This is a genomic window from Gordonia sp. 852002-50395_SCH5434458 (assembly GCF_001665905.1).
Lineage (GTDB): Bacteria > Actinomycetota > Actinomycetes > Mycobacteriales > Mycobacteriaceae > Gordonia > Gordonia jacobaea.
This window is the reverse complement of record NZ_LZTC01000045.1, coordinates 34,462-54,350: the sequence shown is the minus strand read 5'-3', so window position 1 is coordinate 54,350 and position 19,889 is coordinate 34,462. Positions and strand designations below refer to the sequence as shown.

The following is a 19,889-nucleotide window of genomic DNA, read 5'->3' as shown; positions in this document are numbered from 1 at the left end:
TATGCGATCGTCGGCAGCGTCAGATGTGTATAAGAGACAGACCGAATCCGGTTGCGGGGCCGCAGTATTTGTCCTGGGGCTTGTCCGTGCCGGTCGCCTAGCACCGCTGCGGACAGGGCCTGAATGTGTGTTGAATCGAAGGATGTGGGTGCTGCAGCACCCACTTTTATCGATTGGACACACAGTCTCCAGATCCGAGTAGCAACCGCCAACCGGCAACGCCGCGGATCGATCCGTCCGCGTGGAGTTCAGCCGGCCTCACCGAGTCGTCGAATCAGACCGTTGTTGCCCGCGCGCATCATGTGAGAGTGGTTGAGCGCCAACAGCGGACGACACGCTGCCAGTAGCCAGGCGGGGGTCTTCTTGCGGAGCAACACTTCCTGAGTGAAGTCCGCGGTGGTGACGTCGTCTGTCTGCGACACACACCACTGACTCCAGCCGACGAGATCACCGGCAAGGGTCGCGCGGAGGATTCCGCGTCGGGGGTCGCGAACTTCTTCGACCGCACTGACGTACAGCGACATCGGGAGAAGCGAACGCAGTCTCGCAGTGCCCGACCGTTCGTCGACGCGGTGGACGTCGTGAACCTGCGGCCACCACGTCGGGTAGGCATCGGCGTCGGCCAACGCGTCGAAGACGGCGGTTCGGGCGAAGGGCAGACGCCAGCGACTCGTCATCCGGAAGAAGCGCGGATCGCCCACGGGTCCAGTGTGATCCGCGCACACCACATCGGCCAGGGCTGACACCAGCTCGAGACGCGAGAACTCCCACCGCCAACTCGTGCGGTGGGAGTTCTCGCCCTGTGAGAGTGGTCCGGGGTGACCCGACGCCGTCTACTACTTCGGTGGCATCCGGATGCCGCCGTCGACGCGGACGACCTCGGCGTTCATGTAGGAGTTGCTGACCAATTCGATGACCATCGAGGCGAGCTCGTCCGGCTCACCGAGCCGCTTCGGGAACAGGACGTTCTTGCCGAGGTTGGCCTTGAATGCCTCGGAGTCGGGGCCCGAGCCGTAGATCGGGGTGTCGATCAGGCCGGGAGCCACGGTGTTGACGCGGATGCCGACAGCAGACAGGTCGCGTGCGACCGGGAGCGTCATGCCCACGACGCCACCCTTCGACGACGAGTAGGCGGCCTGACCGATCTGGCCGTCGAATGCCGCGACACTGGCCATGGAGACGATGGCGCCGCGCTCACCGGTCTCGGTGGGCTCGAGGCGGCTCATCGCGGTGGCCGCGAGACGAATGGCGTCGAAGGTGCCGATCAGGTTGATCGCGATGACCTTCTTGTATGCGTCGAGGTTGTGCGCCGACGCGAATTCGCCGTCCTTGCCGACGGTGCGCTGCGCCCAGCCGATGCCAGCCGAGTTGACCAGCACGCGGAGCGGGCCGAGCTCGCTCGCCTGGTTGACAGCGGTTTCGATCTCGGCGGTGTCGGTGACGTCGACCGAGACGAACTCGCCGCCCACTTCCTTGGCCAGCAGCCCACCCTTGTCGGCGTTGAGGTCGGCGACGACGACCTTCGCGCCCTTGGCAGCCAACTGGCGAACCACTGCGGCGCCGATGCCCGACGCCCCACCCGTCACGATTGCACTTGCTCCGTTGATATCCACGTCGACAGCCTACGACGTACTGTGTCGCGGATAACAGTGGGGCCGAGCGATCGCTCGGGAGCGCGGATCGTCAGAGGTTCACGGCGCCCGATCGGTGAACATCGCGACGAGACGGTCGCGTCGCTGTGAGACCAGCGCGGGATCGAGGCGGTGCTGACGCGCGAGCGTGCACATGCCGTGCAGGGATGACCACAGCAATTCGGCGTCGACACCGACGTCTGGGTCATCCTGGCCCAGCGCGCGCAGGAACGGCGCGAACGCATCACGCATGACCTCCGGGGTGTCGTCGGCAGCGAACGTGACCCCGACAGGTAACGCGAACATCGCCTCGTAGGTGGCCGGATGCTTATCGGCGAAGGCAACGTAGCAGTCCACCAGCGCCGCGACGGGCTCGTCGGCGTTGCTGAGCGCAGCGTCAGCGGCGCGCGCAAACTCTGAAAATCCCTGCAGCGCAACGGCAGTCACGATCCCATCGCGACCGTCGGGAAAGTGCTGATACAGGACGGGCGGGGTGTATTCGATCTCGTCGGCGAGCCGCCGCGTCGTGACCGCTGCCCATCCCTCGCGTTCGGCGAGCGTCCGCGCTGCGTCGATCACCTTCTCGTGCCGAGCCGCCCGCTCACGTGCACGCCGTTCCTGAGCACCCATGGCTTCAATTTATCATCGTCATCCTAAACTGCCATTGATATGTAGATCTATCGCTGTTACATTCATGACAGGTCGCCGGAATCAGCACCCCATCAGGAGCAGGTCATGAGTTCAGCAATCATCCAGATCGTCGCCGGGATCTCGATCCTCACCAACGCGATCATCTACGGCATCGACGTCTTCGGTGGCGTCATCATGAAGTCGGTTCTTGCCGAGCTCGACGATGCGACGATGACGTCCGTCGCAGGTTGGGGCCACTACTTCGGCGACCGACGGCTGCCCGTCGCCGGCATCACCGGCCTGATGAGTGCTGTTGTCGCATCAGTGATTTCACTGACCACTGCTCACTACGCCGCCGCAGCCGCAACGCTCGTCGCCACCATCGCATTGGTGCTGTGGCTGGGCCTCTACGCAACTGCGGCGAAGCCGATCAACACCCTGCAGAAGGCGGCCGCACTGGGTGGAACCCTGCCCGACGACGCTCGCGAACTCCAAACCCGTTGGGATTCCCTGCTTCCGGCGCGCATCTCACTGCAAACGACAGCACTCGTCGCGCTCGTGGTCGCCGTCGCCCTGGCGTGAAATACCTGGCGCGAGATACCCAGTCGACGCTCCCGAGCGCACAGTCGGCAGTCTCGAGCGCACAGTCGGCAGTCTCGAGCGCACGGTCGACGGTCAGACGCAGCGGACGATCGGCTCGGGGTCGTACTTCACGGTGCGGGTGTGCCTGCTGATCTCGGCGCCCGTGGCGGCGTCGGAGATGACCCGCGTGTTCGACGTCGTGAAGCCGCGAATCCCGTTGTCGGCCAAGCAGTCGTCGCCGCGCGGCAACTCGACGACCGAGGGTGAGGTGTAGGCGTAGCGGTCGCCGGTGATCGACTCGACGTCGACCGACTTGGTGCTCCACATGCGTACGGTCACACCCGAGGCCGTCCAGCCGGTCTCGATCAGGATTCCGTGGCGGGTGTTGTTTCGGAAGACGAGGTCGATCGCGCCTTCGAAGACCGTCGCCTCACGCGCCTCCGGATAACGCGAGATGTAGTAGCTGTGCTCGGTGTGGTCGACGTCTTCGAGGCCCGCGAAGTACGACGCGTTGTACAGCGTCGTCGCGAACTGCGAAATCCCACCGCCGACCGCCTTCGACGGCCTGCCGTGATCGATGATCGTCGACGTCACGTAGCCCTGCGCCTCACCCCGAGGACCGGTGTAGGAGTTCAGCGAGAACGTCTCGCCCGGCAGCACCACGGCACCGTCGACCTGTTCGGCCACCAGCCTGATGTTCTCGCCGGACGCCGACGAGAAGCCGCCCGTGGTGAACTCCGAGACCACTTCCTTCACACCGAGACTCTTGGCCTTGTCGGTCGTCACCTTCGGTGTGCGCACCTGGTAGGTGGCGCTCACCGTGTCGGGCCGATCGTCGGCCAGCGCGGCGTCGACGATGGTCTGTGTCGTCTTTCGCCAGTCGATCCGTGCGCCGTCGCGGGCGGGCACGACCTGCGGGCTGCCGCCGCTCAACCGGAACGTCGCGCTGACGGGTGCTCGCTCGGTACGGCCCAGATCTGCGCCCACACGTTTCGACACCGCCTTCTCGTCGGCGCGGACCACGAGTCCACCGCGACCGTCGGCCACAAAGCGCAGCACCGCGCCCAGATCGTCGGGGCTCAACCGCGTCCGCGCCCCGTCGGTTCCCGTGACGGCCAGCGACGCCGACGTCGCGCGGGTGGCCGGGCCGTCGACCGTTCGACGCACCGTGTCGGCCGACACCGTCGGCGAGAACGGCTCCATCGGGAGATCGATCGGACCGGTGTCGTCGAGCCAGTGGTCGGCCAACTCGTCGGCAGCGCGCTCACGTACGACGCGGAGACCCTTGCTCGGCATCTCCGCGACCGGAGTGGCACCGCGGTAACGAACACCACCCTCGACGGCGGCCTTCTCCAGATCGGCCTTGCGTGCATCGAGCGTCGCGCTCAAGCGCGCCCGATCGACGTTGACGACCGGTTCGACGTCGCGTGTGCGTCCGAACAACGACGCCACGCGGTCGAAGAGGCTGCGCGGTTGCCGCATCAGACGCTCGGCGGTCGCATCGGCGTCGAAGGTGAGTCCGAGTTCGTGCGGCGCCACCACCGCGGTTCCCGATGGGGTCCTGACGGTGACGGGCTGCGCGGCTCGCTTCTGCAATTGCGTGAGCGACGGGGTCAGTTGCGTGCGTGAGAGGTTGCCGACGTCGAGACCCGCTGTGGTCGCGCCGCGCGCCGAATGTGAGTTCGTGACGACCAGATCGACGGCCAAAACCAGCGATGTGAGAAGCACCACACCCGTGATCAGCCGCGCCCCCATACGTCGTCGACGTGCGGAGGCGGGGAACACTTTGTCAGTCATACAGGACATTTCAGACGCGGGCGAGGTGGGCTCCGCTGACTCCATCAGGTCTCACTCTGCAGATGAGAGCATCTGACCTGGGAAAAGCAGGCGCTCCGGATGAGCTGTCGGGTCGGGGGTCTGACAGCTCAACCGGAGCTAACACGTATATCTACCCTGCATTCCGATTCGTTACATCTCGGTTGGAAAACCTTTGACGAATCTGACGCGAGGGGAGACTCGATCGATCCGGGGGAAGAACTCAGCCCTCGATGATCGCGGTGACGCCCTGGCCGCCCGCGGCGCAGATCGAGATGAGTGCACGACCGCCACCGTTGGCCTTGATCTGCTTGGCGGCCTGGGCCACGATCCGACCACCGGTCGCCGCGAACGGATGGCCCGCGGCCAGCGAGGAGCCGTTGACGTTGAGCTTGCTGCGGTCGATCGAGCCGAGCGCGGAGTCGAGTCCGAGGCGCTCCTTGCAGTACTCCTCGCTCTCGAACGCCTGCAGCGTCGCGAGCACGACCGACGCGAACGCCTCGTGGATCTCGTAGAAGTCGAAGTCCTGCAGCGTCAGGCCGTTGCGCTTGAGCAGACGCGGGATCGCGTAGGTGGGAGCCATGAGCAGTCCGTCGGGACCGTTGACGTAGTCGACGGCTGCGGTCTCGGAGTCGACGAAGTAGGCCAGCACCGGCAGGCCCTTCTCCTGTGCCCACTCGTCGGACGACAGCAGCACGGTCGACGCACCGTCGGTGAGCGGCGTCGAGTTACCCGCGGTCATCGTGGCGTCGCCCAGCGAGACACCGAAGACCGGCTTGAGCTTGGCGAGCTTCTCGACGGTCGAGTCGCCGCGCAGGTTCTGGTCGCGGATCAGGCCCTGGTACGGGGTGATGAGGTCGTCGAAGAAGCCGGCGTCGTACGCGGCTGCCATCTTCTGGTGGCTCGCCGCGGCCAGTTCGTCCTGGTCGGCGCGCTTGATGCCGAATTCCTTGGCGGTGATGGCCGCGTGCTCGCCCATCGACATGCCGGTGCGCGGCTCGCCGTTCTTGGGGATCTCGATACCCAGATTGGGCAGCGCCTTCAGGATCCCGAGCACCTGGTCCTTGGGCGACCGCGCACGGTTGACCTCGAGCAGCGACAGACGAAGGTCCTCGGAGACACCGATCGGGGCGTCGGACGTGGTGTCGACGCCGCCACCGACGGCGACGTCGTAACGTCCGCGCGCGATGCCGTCCGCGACAGCGGTGATCGCCTGCAGACCGGTGCCGCACGCCTGCTGGATGTCGAAGGCGGGGGTGTACGGCGAGAGCGGCGAGCCGAGCACGCATTCGCGGATGAGATTGAAATCACGAGAGTGCTTGAGGACCGCACCGCCCGCGACCATGCCGAGGCGCTCACCCTGGAGGTTGAAGCGGCCGACCAGGCCATCGAGGGCCGCGGTGAACATGTCTTGGTTGCCGACCTTGGCGTATGCCTTGTCCTGACGCGCGAACGGAATGCGGTTGCCGCCGAGGATCGCGACCGGACGCTCGTCGCGAGTCTTGGGTGTGTAAGCCACTTGGATCTCCCAGGGATGAGGGTTGACACTTATAGCGTATTCTTACTCCAGAGTAAGTTAGTTGTCGAACTGCTTCGGACCCCGGGTCCGTCGACTACCCGACAACCGACTCATCGATTCACCTGCACATGAGCCGCACATCACGATCAGAGGAGATTCACGTGGCTTCCAACGGAACCGCCGGTCTGTATTCGAGTTTTGTCCATTCCGGCCCCGGATCGTTCATCGCCAAGCAGGCAGGACTCCCGGTGCCCCCGACCCTGCGTCGGTACAAGCCGTCGGAGCCGCCGCTTCCGGGCCCGGTGCTGCTCGGCGGCAACGGCCGACTCGTCGAGCCGATCCGCGAGATCCTCTCCACTCCTGACTACACCCTGATCCACAACGCGACCACGGGTCGCAGCGCCGACAAGTACGGTGGCCTGGTCTTCGACGCGACGGGCATCAAGAAAGCAGCCGACCTCAGCGCGCTGTACGAATTCTTTCAGCCGGTCATGCGCTCGACGGCGGCCTGCGCGCGATTCGTCGTGCTCGGCACCACGCCCGAGCTGATCGACGACCCCGACGAGCATGTCGCCCAGCGCGCGCTCGAGGGCTTCACACGCTCGCTCGGCAAGGAGCTGCTGAAGGGTTCGACCGTTCAGCTCGTCTACGTCTCCCCCGACGCCAAGACCGGTGTCACGGGACTCGAATCGACGCTGCGCTTCGTGCTCTCGGCCAAGTCGGCGTTCGTCGACGCCCAGGTGATCCGCGTCGACGCCGACGATTCGGTCGCACCGTCGAACTGGGACAAGCCGCTCGACGGCAAGGTCGCGGTTGTCACCGGTGCCGCGCGCGGTATCGGCGCGACCATCGCCGAGGTGCTGGCGCGCGATGGCGCCCACGTCATCTGCGCCGACATCCCCGCCGCGGGTGAAGCACTCGCCGAGACCGCGAACAAGGTCAACGGAACGGCATTCCCGCTCGACGTGAGCGCCCCCGATGCGGGCAGCAAGCTCGCCGAGCACGCACTCGAGCGTCACGGCGGCATCGACATCATCGTCAACAACGCCGGAATCACCCGCGACAAGCTGCTCGCCAACATGGATGAGGGCCGCTGGAACTCGGTGATCTCGGTCAATCTCGTTGCGCCGCAGTCACTTGTCAACGCGCTCGTCGAGAAGGACGCGCTGCGCTCGGGCGGTGCGGTCGTCGACGTCAGCTCCATCGCGGGCATCGCGGGCAACCGCGGCCAGACCAACTACGGCGCGTCGAAGGCTGGTGTCATCGGCCTCGTCGACGCGTACTCGCCGATTCTCAAGAAGAAGGGCATTACCATCAACGCGGTGGCGCCGGGCTTCATCGAGACCAAGATGACCGCGGCGATTCCGCTCGCAACCCGCGAGGCCGGACGACTGATGAGCTCGCTGCAGCAGGGTGGCCAGACCGTCGACGTCGCGGAGACCGTCGCCTACTTCGCCAACCCGGCGAGCAATGCCATCACCGGCAACGTGGTTCGCGTCTGCGGCCAGGGATTCCTGGGGGCCTGATGAGCAAGACGATCACACTCGACGGCCCGCCGAGCACGCTCGACGTGTACTCGAAGGCTGTTACCGCGATGCTCCCGGTGATCGGCAAGTCGGGACCGGTGCGTCCCGATACCCCGCTACCGGACAGGCGGTATCGCCTCGAGAACGTGCGTGTCGACCCGGATCGACTGCAGGCGTACACCCTCGCGACAGGCCAGCAGTTCGGTCCGGTGCTGCCGATCACGTACCCGTTCGTGCTGCAGTTCCCCCTCGCGATGAAGATCATGACCGACGGCGACTTCCCTTTCGGCGCAGTCGGTTCGGTGCATCTGGAGAACACCGTCGAGCGGTTCCGTCCGATCGGCGTCGACGAGCCGCTGACCATCGAGACGCATGCGGAGAATCTGCGCGAACACCGCAAGGGCATTCTCGTCGACATGGTGTCGGAGTTCAGCGTCGGCACCGAGCCGGTCACGCGCCAGGTGGCGACGTTCCTCTCGCAGCAGCGCACCAGCCTGTCCGACGAACCTCGCGGCCCCGCGCCGCGTGAGCAGGCTCCACCACCGCCGAACGCGATCCTGTCGGTTGATCTCGGCCGCATTCGCGAGTACGCCGCGGCGTCGGGCGACCGCAATCCGATCCACATGAGCGATCTGAGCGCCAAGGCGTTTGGTTTCCCCAAGGCCATCGCGCACGGAATGTGGAGTGCCGCAGCGGCAATCGCCAACGTCGAGCCACAACTGCCCGACCACGTCACCTACGCCGTCAAGTGGGGCAAGCCGATCCTGCTTCCGGCGAAGGTCAACCTCTATGTTCGACGCATCGACGGGGTCGGCGGGAAATCGTCCGGCAACTTCGACATCGCGATTCTCAACCGGCGCAAGGGATATCCGTACCTGACCGCCACCACGCGAGGCGCCTGAGCCGCGCCCACCTGACACGACGCCGCCGCCCGCACTCTACGAAGTGCGGGCGGCGGTGTTGTTTTCTATGCGTATCGGCTCTATGTGTATCGGCGCCTGGAAACAGCGTGCGCGCGTGGCGGTCAGGCCTGCGCGCCGGAGTCCTCCGCGTCGACGCTCCCGCCGGCCACGGTGCCGCGCCCGACGCCCTTCAGGCCGCGCCAGGTGATGCCGACGAGAAGGTCGGTGGCCGTATCGATGTCGACGTCGCCCTCCGAAATGCGGTCGGCGACGGCCTCACCCGCACCGACAAGTGCCACCGCGGTGAGTTCGAAATCGATGTCACTCGCGCCCTCGACAGTTGTCCCGCGGCGGATCAGTTCGGCGACCATGTCGGTGACACGATCGCGACTGTCCCGCACGATCTGCGCGAAGTTGGCCGTGCCGATGGCGACGCGGTAGAGCACCTTCCACGACTGGCGGTGCTGGTCGACGTACCCCAGAAACTCACGGACCACCGTGCGGGCCTGATCACGCTGTCGCAGGGTGGGATCGAAGCCGATCGCCATCGCGTCGATGAATCTTCCGGACTCACGCGCGATGCACGCACTGAAGAGTTCGTCCTTGGAGCCGTAGTACAGGTAGAGCATCGGCTTGCTGATTTGCGCTTCTGCCGCAATCGAGTCCATCGAGGTCTCGCGGAACCCGTTCTCCGAGAACACCTTCACCGCGGCGTCGAGCATCTGTTGCTCGCGAACCGCGCGTGGGAGACGCTTGGTTCCGCCTGCCATCACTCATCTCCTCTTTGCGGCACTGCACATGTTGGGTTACCCACTAATTTTACCAGTGAGTAAGTTTGCGCGGCGGAACAACCGCCACTCTCAGCAGCGCAGCACGCCCTTCGCGCGCAGGATTCGCACGACGGACCGGTCGACGCGAGCCTGCGTGAGCGTGCCGGCGGTCACCGCGCTCTGCATCGAGTCGAGCACCGACGAAACGCGGTCGGTGGTGATCCACAGCGCGATGTCGCCACCGGCCTTGATGGACATCAGCGCGGCCTGCTCGATCGGATAGCGCTGGCTGATGGCGGCCATACCCGACAGGTCGTCGGAGAACACGACTCCGTTGAACGCAGGACCCCCGTAGGGCTTGCCCGTTCGCAGCATGGTCATCGCACGGGGACTGATACTCGCGGGCGTCTCGGGTCCGGTGAGTCCCGGCACGATCAGGTGCCCGACCATCACACCCGCGTTGCCGGGGTTGCGCAGAAGCGTCTTGTAAGGCACGAGGTCGCTGGTGATCAGCGACGACAGCGGCGGTGTGCGCACCACCCCGGTGTGCGAGTCGCCCGAGCCGTGGCCGTGGCCGGGGAAGTGCTTGTAGACCGGCATGATGCCCGCGTCCTCGAGTCCCGCGGCGAAGGCGCCCGCGTACTGGGTGACGACCTGGGGGTCGTTGCTGAACGAACGATCGCCGATCACCTCGTCGGCGCTCTCGTCGCTCACATCGGCGTCGGGCGCGAAGTCGACGGTGATACCGAGCCGCTTGAGCTGACCGCCGATCGACGCCGCAAGGGTGCGCACCTGGGCCGGCGTCTTGGTCTGAGCCAGCTCGCGCGCCGACGGACTGTCGATGCCGAGCGACGACAGCCGCGACACGCGGCCGCCCTCCTGGTCGACGGTCACCATCAGCGGGAATGGCTGCGAGCGCGAGAGCCGGGCGGCTGCACCGCTGGTCAGGATCGACTTGTCGGTCCAGCTTCCGACGAAGATGCCGCCGATGTGCTCACGTTGCACCACCTGCGTGGCCTCGGCAGTTCCCGTGACGCCGACGACGATGAGCTGAGCGAGCTTCTGTCGCAACGGCATTCGCGAAAGCTCCGGCGCCCCACACGCGTTGGGCGCCACGGCAGGCGACACCGCGGATGACGAGGCGACGCTCTGCGAAGAGGGAGTCGAGGCGTACGCCGACGTCACCGACGATCCACCACCGGACGAGCCGGTCTGGCATGCCGTCAGCGTTGCAGCGACAGCGAGCACCACACCAGCCGTCCGGACACCTGTGAAACGTCGTCGATCAAGGCGCATGTACCGAGTCTGGCATGTACGATTCCCCCATGGCTGCGGGGTCGTCACCCTCCCCCACCGGCCCACATGGCCCCGGTGGCGCTGACCAGCGCGAAAAGACCCAGCACGAGAACTCCCGCACCGGCCAGACTCTTCTGATCGCATACGACGGATCGCCCAATGCCGATCGCGCCATCCGATACGCAGCACGTTTCCTCCAGGCACGCGTCGCGCACGTCGTGACCGCGTGGGAACCCGGGGCCATGAGCGCTCCCCGGGTCTCGTCGCTGGCGGCCGGGATGCAGCCGTACCTGGACACAAGGGCAGAAATCGAAGTCGACGAGGCACTCGAGCGGGAGGCAACCGAGACCAATGCGCGCGGCGTCGCACTCGCGACCGAGTGGGGCCTGGATGCCACGGGAACGCTGGTCGAAGCGGATTCGACGGTCTGGTCGGCACTCATCGCGGCAGCGGATTCGTTAAATGCCGACCTGCTGGTGACGGGGACTCGCGGCGCCACCGGTTTCAAGGCTCTTCTTCGATCGTCCGTGGCGGAACGCGTCCTCAAGCACTGTCACCGTCCGGTCTTCATCGTCCCCGCCAAGTGCGAGTCGGAGCCACGCCCGGAGATCACCGTCTGAAGTCGACCGGCGAAATGGTAGTTTCGTCCGCATGCGCAACAACCGACTGATCGCCGGAGCCGTGGCTGGTATCGCCGGCATCATCGTCGGCCTGGGTGCGGTATTCCTCGGCGGAGCGATCGCGTCGGAGAACAGCCCGTCGACCGATGTCAACAACATCAACCCCAACAGCGGTTTCGTGCAGGGGTCCGTCGACTACGGCTCACGCCAGAACGCCGACGACAAGTGAGCGCACCTCGCATCGGACAATCTCGCATCGAATCACGCGGCATCTGAGGTCCCCCGACCGCTCGGCTGGTAAGGCCCGCTCGGCTGGTGAAGCCCACTCGGCGGATCGGACAATGAGTCGACGCGGCGTCGGCATCGTCTTCGGTGTCGCGCTGATCGTCAGCCTGCTGCAGTCGCCGGGGCGAATCTCCGCCGACACCAAACTCGACCTCACCGCCGACCCTCTCGGCTTCCTGGCACGGGCCGCTCATCTGTGGACGCCGACCGCTCCGATGGGCCAGGTACAGAACCAGGCGTACGGCTACTTCTTCCCGCATGGTGCGTTCTTTGCCGTCGGCGAGTTGGCGCACATTCCTCCGTGGATCACCCAGCGTCTGTGGTGGGCCATCCTGCTGACCGTCGGATTCGTGGGAATCGTGCGTCTCGCCGAACTGCTGCGGATCGGCTCACCGGGTTCCCGGATGCTGGCCGCACTGGTCTTTGTCCTGAGCCCACGAGTGTTGACGACGCTTGGCTCGATCTCGTCGGAGACACTGCCGATGATGCTCGCACCGTGGGTGTTGATCCCGGTGGTGCGAGCGCTCGACGCCGAACGGCCGTCGCCGTACCCGCTGTGGCGCGACGCGTGCCGGTCGGCGGTTGCGGTGGCGCTGATGGGTGCGGTGAACGCCGTGGCCACCCTCGCCGCGCTCGGCGTCGCCGTGGTGTGGTGGGTGATTTCGACAAGCTCAATCAGCGGTCGGGGCTCAATCAGCGGGAAGGGCCACCCGCTGGTCGAGCCGGGCGCGAGCGAAGCGAGCACCCGAGTCGAGACCACTCGCCGTGGCCTGCGCTTCGGCGTCGCGTGGGCGGGCGCGCTGGTGCTCGCGTGCGCGTGGTGGGTGGTGCCGCTGCTGATCCTGTCGCGCGTGTCGCCCCCATTCCTCGACTTCATCGAATCCTCGCGCGTGACAACGGAATGGACGTCGCTCACGGAGGTGCTGCGCGGGACCAGTTCGTGGACGCCATTCGTCTCGCCCGAGCGCGTGGCGGGCGCTGTGCTGACGACGCAACCCGCGGCGGTACTCGCCACCGGGACACTGGCGGCAGCGGGACTTGCCGGACTGTGCATGCGCCGCATGCCGTTTCGAGGACGCTGGGTCACCATCCTCGTCGTCGGCCTCGTCCTGATGTGCGTGGGCTACGCGGGCGGCCTGGGGTCGCCGATCGCCGAACCGATCCGCGCCTTCCTCGACGGTCCCGGCGCCTTCCTCCGCAACATCCACAAGTTCGAGCCGTTCATCAGAATCCCGCTGGTCCTCGGGTTCGCGCATCTTCTCGCCCGCGTGCCACTTCCGAGCACGGCGTCGGCGCGGGAGACGTTCTCCGCGTTCGCCCATCCCGAGCGTTCGCGTCCGGTCGCCGCGACCATGGTCCTCGTCGTCGCCCTGATCGGTGCGGGCTCGCTGGTGTGGACCGGGCAGTTGGCCCCGGACGGCACCTACCGCGCGATCCCCGGATACTGGCAGCAAACCGCCGACTGGCTGCGCGACCATGCCGACGGAGATGACCCAGACGGCAACAATCCCAGCAACTCAGCGCATCCCGGGCGGGCGCTCGTGGTGCCCGGTGCCCCGTTCGCCGATCAGCTCTGGGGACTCACCCGCGACGAACCGCTCCAACCGCTGTCGACGACGCCGTGGGCGGTACGCGATGCGATACCCCTGACACCGCCGGGGGCGATCCGCGCCATGGACTCCGTACAACGCGACATCGCAGCCGGGCGCCCCTCGCCAGGACTTGCCGCGACTCTCGCCGGTCAGGGCATCGACTTCGTTGTTCTACGAGCCGATCTCGACCCGGAGACATCACGGTCGGCCCGCCCCCTGCTAGCCCAACAGACGCTCACGGGTTCCCCGGGTCTCCGCCGTGTCGCTACGTTCGGCCCGCGGGTCGGCCCACCGTCTGCGCGAGGTGTTGTGCGAGACAACGGGTTACGACCCGACATGCCCGCCATTCAGATCTTCGCGGTCGACCACAGCGGCAACCCCGACGCCGCGTCGTTCCCGGGCACCGGTCCGATACTGACCGACACCTCGACCGCAACCCGCATCTCGGGCGGCCCGGAATCGATTGCCGCGGTGCAAGATCTGCGCGCACGACTCGGAATGCCACCACTCGGCCCGTCGCTCCTCGAATCCGACGCCACCCGCGCAGGTCTGGGCGACGCCCCGCTCGTGGTCACCGATACCCCGGCCGACCGCGAAACCGACTTCGGCCGCGTCGACGACCACAGCTCGGCCATCCGGGCACCCGGCGATGCACGCCGAACCCAGAACGCCGCGCCCGACTACCCGGTCGACGGCCAGCCCCTCGTAGAGGGACAGTGGCTTCTCGACAACGCGCCCGGCGAGGTATCGGTCTCCACGTCGGGCTCGGCGTCGGACGCCACCCAGCCGGGCCAGACGTCGCCCGCGAGTTCGCCTGCCGCCGCGTTCGACGGCGACGCGTCGACGGCGTGGGCAAGCAGCGGGCTGTCGTCTGCGGTCGGACAGTGGATGCGCATCGATTTCACCCGTCCGCGAAGCGATCTCGCCGTCCGGCTCACCACCGCGAAGGCGCTCGGCGAGGACGTGTCGTCGATTCTGGTCACCACCGAGGCGGGCACGACCGTCGCGCAGGGTGTCGAGCCGAACAAGCCGGTGACGGTGACCGTGCCCAGCGGCCCGACCCGCTGGATTCAGATCCGCGCCATCAGTACCGAGAATGGCTCTGCCGGAAACCAGTTCGCGCTCGGCGAGGTCGCACTCACCGACCTCTCGTCGGGCATACCGCTCACCATTCGCCACCGCGTGGTGCTGCCGACACTGCAGTCGGATACGAAGGTATCGAGTTGGGTCCTCTCCCAAGAACTCTCGGGTCGCTCGAGCTGTCTGCTCGACAACACCCCGGGTGATCCTGCCACCGATGTCGTGAGATGCGCTGGCGGACTCGGCCTCTCACCCGAGACGCCCGGGGTCATGACGCGCGCGCTGTCGGTGCCACAGCCGACCACCGTCGCACCAGTGATGGTGCTCAGGCCGAAGCCGGGCGACGTACTCGACGCGCTACTTGCTCGTCCGGGAACCGTGACAGCACGTGGCCCGTCGTCGGTGTCGGATACGAGAGGCTCCGCGCAGGCGGCGGTCGACGGCGATCCGACAACCGTGTGGACCGCACGCGACGATGACAAGGACGGTGACAAGCCCGGCCGTAAGTCCCGCCCCCGACTCGACATTTCGCTGCCCACGCCGCAACGCGTCGATCGTCTGCGCCTCGTGCTGCCGCGCGACTATCCCGCGGCACCGACACGCGTGTCGATCGACCTCGGAACCGGCCCACAGGAACGCACGGTCGGAAGTGACGGCGTCGTCGAGCTGAATCCCGCAGTCACCGATCGTATTTCGCTGACAGTGCTTGCACGGCGAGACCTCATCGACGTCAACAGCCTTGGGTTCACCAGCGTCGCACCGACCGGGATAGCCGAGGTGAAGGTAGAACCCGCCCCGCAAGCACCGCCACTCGACGACGAACGCCCGATCTCCGTCGGATGCGACGGCGGCGTGGGGATCACGGTGTCGGGTCAGGTAACCGGAATGAAGATCCAGACCACCGCCGGAGCACTTCGCCGAGGTGAACCGGTGATCGCGACGCCCTGCACGCCGACCATGCGTCTCGGTGCGGGCGAGCAGGAACTGTCGGCGAATCCCGGCAACGCTTTCACTGTCAACACCGTCGGACTCGACGCCGGCGGCGGCTATGGCACACCAGCGTCGTCGAACAGCACTGCTACACAGCCACATTCAAGCGAGATGCCGCGCGTCGTCACGTGGTCGTCGACGTCGCGTTCGGTACAGGTCGACGCCGCGGACGCCGCGCGGCTCCTCGTCGTGCCCGAGAGCGAGAATCCCGGATGGGTTGCGCGCCTGGGAGGCACCGGGTCGGGAAGCGCTGGGTCGGGAAGCACCGAGCTGCGGCCGGTCGTCGTGAACGGCTGGCAGCAGGGGTGGGAGGTTCCGGCCGGAGCGTCGGGAACCGTCTCTCTCGAGTTCCGTTACGACACTCCGTACCGCTGGGCGCTGCTCATCGGATTCGTCTTGCTCGCACTGCTTTTCGCGCTTGCCCTGTGGCCGATTCGCACTCGACGAGACCCCGACAAGGCGCCCGAGCCGACCGTCGAGTCGTCGACGCCGCTCGCGGCGTGTGCATGTGCGGGTGTCGGCTGGCTGGCCGCCTCCTGGCTACTGACGGGATGGTGGGGCCTTGCGATCTCCGTCGTCGGCGGCGCAACCGTTGCGGCACTGAGCCCGCGAGCGCGGGTGGTACTGACATTCGTCGCGATGCTGGCGGCGACGATCGGACTCGCGGCGGCGCCGTGGCACGCCGAGTCCGGATACAACGGATTCGCTTGGTGGGTTCAGCTTCCCGCGTTCGTCGCGGTCGCGAGCACCGTCTGGTCGGCACTCGTCTCTGCTGTGCCGGAGTCGTCGCGAGACGCGCTGTCCCGCTGGCTGCGCGCGGCAGGTGTCACTCCGCGGCGCCGCGCTTCCCGAGAGCGCAGCCAGTTGCGCGACGGCTCCTCGACGAACGCGTAACTCGCCGCCGAAATCCCGATACTGAGAACCGCGGTGATGATCCAGACCACCGCGGTGTGGCCGGTGAACGGGACGATCCCGAACAGCCCGAACACCACCGCGAGCACGGCCACATGCCAGATGAAGATGCCGTACGACCACCGCCCGAGCGCGAGCATCACCGGCGAGGTGAGGAACGGGAACGGTCGGTCGGACAGCCGGGACAGCACCCCCGCCCGACCATCCGAGCAGATCAGCGGCGCGAGCAGCGTGAAACCGCAGATCGCCCCCAGCGTGGTCTTCACGGCGAACTGCCACGGCTCGAGATCTCCGAGTCCCGTCGGTCCCGCGAGAGGTGTGCACGCCAGTCCATACGCGACGACGAACACGACGAGCATCAGTCTGCGTCGTGCGCCGACCGCGGCGACAACCCGTGTGAAGCGAGTCGGCTGGCCCAGTTCGTCGGCACCCGCCACCTCGGCGAGCACCAATCCAGCGATGAACCACGGAAGATGCCCGACCACCCAGTTCGTCGGCTCGACGCCGTCGGGTGTCGGAAGGAGTTCGGCGATCCACCCCCAGGTCAGGCTCACCACGCCGAGCGCGACCAGCACCGGGATGCGGGCGGACACGCTGCGGCCGCGCAGTGCGAACAACGCGAATCCCAGAATCGGGAGGAGCAGGTAGAACGCGACCTCGACCGAGAGACTCCACATCTGGGTCAGGCCCGCGGTCAGCGACAGCGGGACAAACACCTGCGTGAGCGTCAGATTGGCGAACCACACCGTCGCGTCGGCGCCCTGCGCTTCGGGCAGCAGAGTCAACACGACGACCACGACCACGAGGTAGGCGGGCCAGATGCGCACCACACGGTGACGCAGGTAGCGGCGTATCGGCGGGTGCGCCGCGTGATCCGACCGGCCCGCACCCGACCAGCCGTGCGCGCTCGCCACCCACGGCCGCCACAGCAGAAACCCCGACAGCGCGAAGAACAGTGCGACGGCGAGATCGAGTCTGCCCAGGATCGGGCCGATCCCCGGCAACGCGACGGCACCCGTCTGGAACGCTACGTGCGTGGTGAGCACCCCGAGTGCAGCAACCGCACGCATGCCCTCCAACTGCGGAAAGAACCTGCGCGCCGGGCCACTCGACGACGAGGTGATCTGCGTCGTCGATGGCTCTGGCACCAGCCCAGGATACGGACCTTCGCACGACGCGTATGCGGCCACCGAACCGGCACCCGACAGGCGAACAGCACCCGAACAGTAGTGTCGTGCCCATGTCGCAGGCCCGGACCCCGAGTTCACCCACCCCGGGCGCCCCGACCGCGAGCCGATTCAGCACGGCCGATCTCATCGGGCCGACCCTCATCTTTCTCGGCGCATTCCTGATCGCGGTGACCATCGCGTTGCCGACGCTGTTCGTCGATCGCCTCCGCACCATCCCGCTCAGCACCGATCAGACAACGGTGTCGACGGCCGGAATGTCCGACGACGAGCACGCGCAGATCCTCGACCGATGCTCGCTGAACACACCGCGCGCACGTGTCCTCGACGCGACGCTCGTACGCCAGCAACGTGTCGTCGCGGTGCGTCCCGCCGATGCACGACGGGTCACACTGCAGGCAGGCGCATCGGTGCAGGCCGACCGCATCTGGCTCGACGGGAAGGAATCCGAGTCCGACGCCGCTCGACCGGGCAGCGAGGTCGCGCCCACCGAGGGCGCCGACGCGTGCACGTCGCCGACGGTGTCGGCTGTCCGGGACCGCGTCACGCTGAACCGTCGCTCGGCGCTGCCCGACCTCGGGGCCGTCGGCGGAACGCGGGGCAACTCCGAGATTCAGTACGACAGCAACTCCGCGCCGGTCCAGGCGTCGGATCGTCGTGGCTACACCTACGTGCTGCCCTTCGATCCGCCGACGTCGGGCGCCCGGTACTTCGACGTCACCACGCGTCGAACCGTGCCACTCGTCGACGCCGGGGAGTCGCAGGTGGGCGGCCGTACCGCGATCCGGTACCGCGCCGAGATCCCCGACACCGACCTCGCCGCCATTGGCTCGGGCACGCCCTCGGGCACCCCGGCCACGCGCATCACGCGACCGGCGTCGTGGTTCGGCATCACCGACGGTGACCCGAACCGACAACTCACCGCGACCCTGCACCATCGGGCTAAGTGGGACATCTCGGTCGACGCCGCGACCGGCGTGATCCTCGACGAACGCGTCGACGTCGAACAGACCTATCGCGTTGCCGGTTCTGATGGATCTCAAGGCCCAGACTCGGGTGTCGCAGACTCGGGTGTCGCGCTCACCAACCTGCGCGCGACGTTCGGCTTCGACGGCTCGACGCAGCGCGCGATGGCCGACGACGCGGCGTCGCTCGCCGGGCCCGTCACGATCTGGGGGCGCGTGGTGCCCCTGATCGCGGGAATCGTCGGTGCGCTGGCGCTGATCGCGGGTGCGCTGCTCACGTTCCCGGGTCGGTGGCAGCGCTGGGTCGACGATCGCCCGCCTCGTCGTCGGAGGCACGACGACCAACCGCACCGTCGGACACACGACGATCCGGAGTCCGATGCGAAACCTTAAGGGCCACAAGAGTCGTCGTGACCGCGGAGACTGTCGCGGCGACAGCGGCGATCACCGCGAGCCGCATCACGCTGTGCCCGAGCAGAAGGATCGCGGCCGCCTCCATGGCAAGGAAGAGCCAGGCGAGGATCGAAATGCGGGTGCGGTCGTGCGCAATGGCCGCGAGCAGGGCAACCTGTAGCACCGCGAACGCCGCGCCGGTGTAGGCGAACAGTCCGAGCAGGTCGGTCAACTCCCGATAGTCGTCGCCGATAAGCGTGGGCAGCAGTGGGCCGGCGAGGGCGCCGAGCACCGTGATCACCAACCCGATCGCGGCAACCACCCCGACTGCCTGCCGCAGTGACCGACCAGACGACGCCGGGTCGGCGAGTTGCGGATAAAAGACAACGCCGACCGCCTGTGGCAACCAGAAGGCCACTTTCGTCGCGATGGCACCGAAGGCGTAGACGCCCGCATCACGCGGGTCGAGGACGGTGCGCGAGAGCAGCACGTCGAGCGAGACCGCGACGACGAGCACCAGTTGCACCTGCGACGCCCGGACGACGGTCGACAGGCCGGCACCCGGCAGTCCGGCACCAGCCGTGCTCCCGGCAGGCATGCGCGCACGGGCAAGGCCCCACACGACCGCAGCGGCGACGGCGGTCCCCACCGCTCCGGCGAGCAGCGCTCCTGCCGGTCCGGCGCCCGCGGCCAGTGCCGCGATCGTCGGAGCAGCGCGCACCACCCCGACCGCCGCGAGGACGACCCCGAGCGTTCGGAATCGTCGACGCCCCTGCAGCACACCCTGACCACCGCCGACGACGGTCAGCAGCGGCGCGGCCGCCAGCCCTGCCGCGGTAAGCGTCCACGACGTCGACGCGACCGCGGATACGACCGGGACGGCGATGACCGCAAGTACCGCGACGGCGAGCGCACACCGCATGGTGAGAGTACGTATCCGCAGGTCATCGCGGCCATGAACGACTTCGCGCGCAACCACGGCCTGCAGCGCGAGCGCGGGAACGGTGAGCACCAACTGTGCCGAGAGCGCGACGGCCAGTTCGCCGTACTCCGCGGGCGTCAGCCACCAGCGGCCAGCACCGAGATGGACCGCGTACGCGCAGACGTTCGCGAGCATCGAACCGACAGCAACCCACCCGACTGCATCGACGACGGGGGAACGCACCATGTGGTCAAGTGTGCCTCTCCGGTGTG

General features: G+C 67.1%; 15 protein-coding genes and 1 pseudogene. 7 read left to right on the top strand and 9 right to left on the bottom strand.

The annotated features are described in order from the left end of the window. Positions 1-248: 248 nt before the first annotated feature. The 3 genes from A5785_RS10900 to A5785_RS10890 all read right to left on the bottom strand — a co-directional run bounded on the left by A5785_RS10900 (position 249) and on the right by A5785_RS10890 (position 2,261). Complete coding sequence (locus A5785_RS10900) at positions 249-701, bottom strand: hypothetical protein (protein WP_231894038.1); 453 nt, start codon at positions 699-701, stop codon at positions 249-251. 135 nt (positions 702-836) lie between these two features. Next, positions 837-1,613, bottom strand: coding sequence for an SDR family NAD(P)-dependent oxidoreductase (locus A5785_RS10895; RefSeq protein WP_049700373.1), 777 nt, complete (start codon positions 1,611-1,613; stop codon positions 837-839). Positions 1,614-1,691: 78 nt separating this feature from the next. Further along, positions 1,692-2,261: a TetR/AcrR family transcriptional regulator gene (locus tag A5785_RS10890; protein ID WP_064866412.1), complete on the bottom strand. Its 570-nt coding sequence runs from the start codon at positions 2,259-2,261 to the stop codon at positions 1,692-1,694. Between the two features lie 105 nt (positions 2,262-2,366). Here A5785_RS10890 and A5785_RS10885 point away from each other — a divergent pair, with 105 nt between their 5' ends. Further along, positions 2,367-2,843: a hypothetical protein gene (locus tag A5785_RS10885; protein ID WP_064866410.1), complete on the top strand. Its 477-nt coding sequence runs from the start codon at positions 2,367-2,369 to the stop codon at positions 2,841-2,843. 93 nt (positions 2,844-2,936) lie between these two features. Here the strand turns inward: A5785_RS10885 and A5785_RS10880 are convergent, their stop codons facing one another. Then, positions 2,937-4,640 carry a VanW family protein gene (locus tag A5785_RS10880; RefSeq protein ID WP_231894037.1) on the bottom strand — a complete coding sequence of 568 codons (1,704 nt, stop codon included), beginning with the start codon at positions 4,638-4,640 and terminating at the stop codon, positions 2,937-2,939. Between the two features lie 241 nt (positions 4,641-4,881). Then, a complete protein-coding gene (locus A5785_RS10875; RefSeq protein ID WP_064866406.1) occupies positions 4,882-6,177 on the bottom strand; it encodes an acetyl-CoA C-acetyltransferase in 1,296 nt (431 codons plus the stop codon). Positions 6,178-6,338: 161 nt separating this feature from the next. On the opposite strand from A5785_RS10875, the gene A5785_RS10870 reads away from it, so the two are divergent. Together A5785_RS10870 and A5785_RS10865 are read left to right on the top strand one after the other, a co-directional pair. Continuing rightward, the gene (locus A5785_RS10870; protein WP_049700470.1) at positions 6,339-7,703 is read left to right on the top strand and encodes a 3-oxoacyl-ACP reductase; all 1,365 of its coding nucleotides are present in this window, start codon (positions 6,339-6,341) and stop codon (positions 7,701-7,703) included. Further along, complete coding sequence (locus A5785_RS10865; RefSeq protein WP_064866404.1) at positions 7,703-8,605, top strand: MaoC family dehydratase; 903 nt, start codon at positions 7,703-7,705, stop codon at positions 8,603-8,605. Before A5785_RS10870 ends, A5785_RS10865 begins: the two co-directional genes overlap by 1 nt. Before the next feature lie 122 nt (positions 8,606-8,727). On the opposite strand, the gene A5785_RS10860 is transcribed toward A5785_RS10865, so the two are convergent. Both A5785_RS10860 and A5785_RS10855 read right to left on the bottom strand, forming a co-directional pair. Beyond that, positions 8,728-9,375 (bottom strand): TetR/AcrR family transcriptional regulator, encoded by a 648-nt coding sequence (locus A5785_RS10860; RefSeq protein ID WP_049700367.1) that lies wholly within the window; start codon positions 9,373-9,375, stop codon positions 8,728-8,730. Positions 9,376-9,465: 90 nt separating this feature from the next. Continuing rightward, positions 9,466-10,671, bottom strand: coding sequence for a glycoside hydrolase family 3 N-terminal domain-containing protein (locus A5785_RS10855; RefSeq protein ID WP_197494433.1), 1,206 nt, complete (start codon positions 10,669-10,671; stop codon positions 9,466-9,468). A gap of 14 nt (positions 10,672-10,685) precedes the next feature. Here A5785_RS10855 and A5785_RS10850 point away from each other — a divergent pair, with 14 nt between their 5' ends. From A5785_RS10850 to A5785_RS24025, 3 genes are all read left to right on the top strand, one after another. Then, positions 10,686-11,291: a universal stress protein gene (locus A5785_RS10850; protein WP_064866402.1), complete on the top strand. Its 606-nt coding sequence runs from the start codon at positions 10,686-10,688 to the stop codon at positions 11,289-11,291. A 31-nt stretch (positions 11,292-11,322) separates the two neighbouring features. Then, positions 11,323-11,520: a DUF2613 domain-containing protein gene (locus A5785_RS10845; protein WP_005205438.1), complete on the top strand. Its 198-nt coding sequence runs from the start codon at positions 11,323-11,325 to the stop codon at positions 11,518-11,520. A gap of 112 nt (positions 11,521-11,632) precedes the next feature. After that, on the top strand, positions 11,633-16,132 hold the full coding sequence (locus A5785_RS24025; RefSeq protein WP_064866400.1) for an alpha-(1->3)-arabinofuranosyltransferase: 4,500 nt from the start codon (positions 11,633-11,635) through the stop codon (positions 16,130-16,132). A 14-nt stretch (positions 16,133-16,146) separates the two neighbouring features. Here the strand turns inward: A5785_RS24025 and A5785_RS22905 are convergent. After that, positions 16,147-17,220 (bottom strand): annotated as a pseudogene (locus tag A5785_RS22905) (acyltransferase family protein); the annotation flags it as partial. 170 nt (positions 17,221-17,390) lie between these two features. On the opposite strand from A5785_RS22905, the gene A5785_RS10835 reads away from it, so the two are divergent. After that, a complete protein-coding gene (locus A5785_RS10835; RefSeq protein ID WP_064866398.1) occupies positions 17,391-18,695 on the top strand; it encodes a DUF3068 domain-containing protein in 1,305 nt (434 codons plus the stop codon). On the opposite strand, the gene A5785_RS10830 is transcribed toward A5785_RS10835, so the two are convergent. After that, a complete protein-coding gene (locus A5785_RS10830; protein WP_156525577.1) occupies positions 18,577-19,863 on the bottom strand; it encodes a lipopolysaccharide biosynthesis protein in 1,287 nt (428 codons plus the stop codon). The two genes, A5785_RS10835 and A5785_RS10830, sit on opposite strands and share 119 nt — an antisense overlap. Positions 19,864-19,889: the final 26 nt, after the last annotated feature.

Coding starts and splice junctions, on each gene's coding strand:
- A5785_RS10860 (WP_049700367.1), bottom strand. CDS start 9,375: ATGGCAGGCGGAACCAAGCGTCTCCCACGCGCGGTTCGCGAGCAACAG.
- A5785_RS10885 (WP_064866410.1), top strand. CDS start 2,367: ATGAGTTCAGCAATCATCCAGATCGTCGCCGGGATCTCGATCCTCACC.
- A5785_RS10855 (WP_197494433.1), bottom strand. CDS start 10,671: ATGCGCCTTGATCGACGACGTTTCACAGGTGTCCGGACGGCTGGTGTG.
- A5785_RS10830 (WP_156525577.1), bottom strand. CDS start 19,863: ATGGTGCGTTCCCCCGTCGTCGATGCAGTCGGGTGGGTTGCTGTCGGT.
- A5785_RS10850 (WP_064866402.1), top strand. CDS start 10,686: ATGTACGATTCCCCCATGGCTGCGGGGTCGTCACCCTCCCCCACCGGC.
- A5785_RS10890 (WP_064866412.1), bottom strand. CDS start 2,261: ATGGGTGCTCAGGAACGGCGTGCACGTGAGCGGGCGGCTCGGCACGAG.
- A5785_RS10865 (WP_064866404.1), top strand. CDS start 7,703: ATGAGCAAGACGATCACACTCGACGGCCCGCCGAGCACGCTCGACGTG.
- A5785_RS24025 (WP_064866400.1), top strand. CDS start 11,633: ATGAGTCGACGCGGCGTCGGCATCGTCTTCGGTGTCGCGCTGATCGTC.
- A5785_RS10835 (WP_064866398.1), top strand. CDS start 17,391: ATGTCGCAGGCCCGGACCCCGAGTTCACCCACCCCGGGCGCCCCGACC.
- A5785_RS10880 (WP_231894037.1), bottom strand. CDS start 4,640: ATGACTGACAAAGTGTTCCCCGCCTCCGCACGTCGACGACGTATGGGG.
- A5785_RS10845 (WP_005205438.1), top strand. CDS start 11,323: ATGCGCAACAACCGACTGATCGCCGGAGCCGTGGCTGGTATCGCCGGC.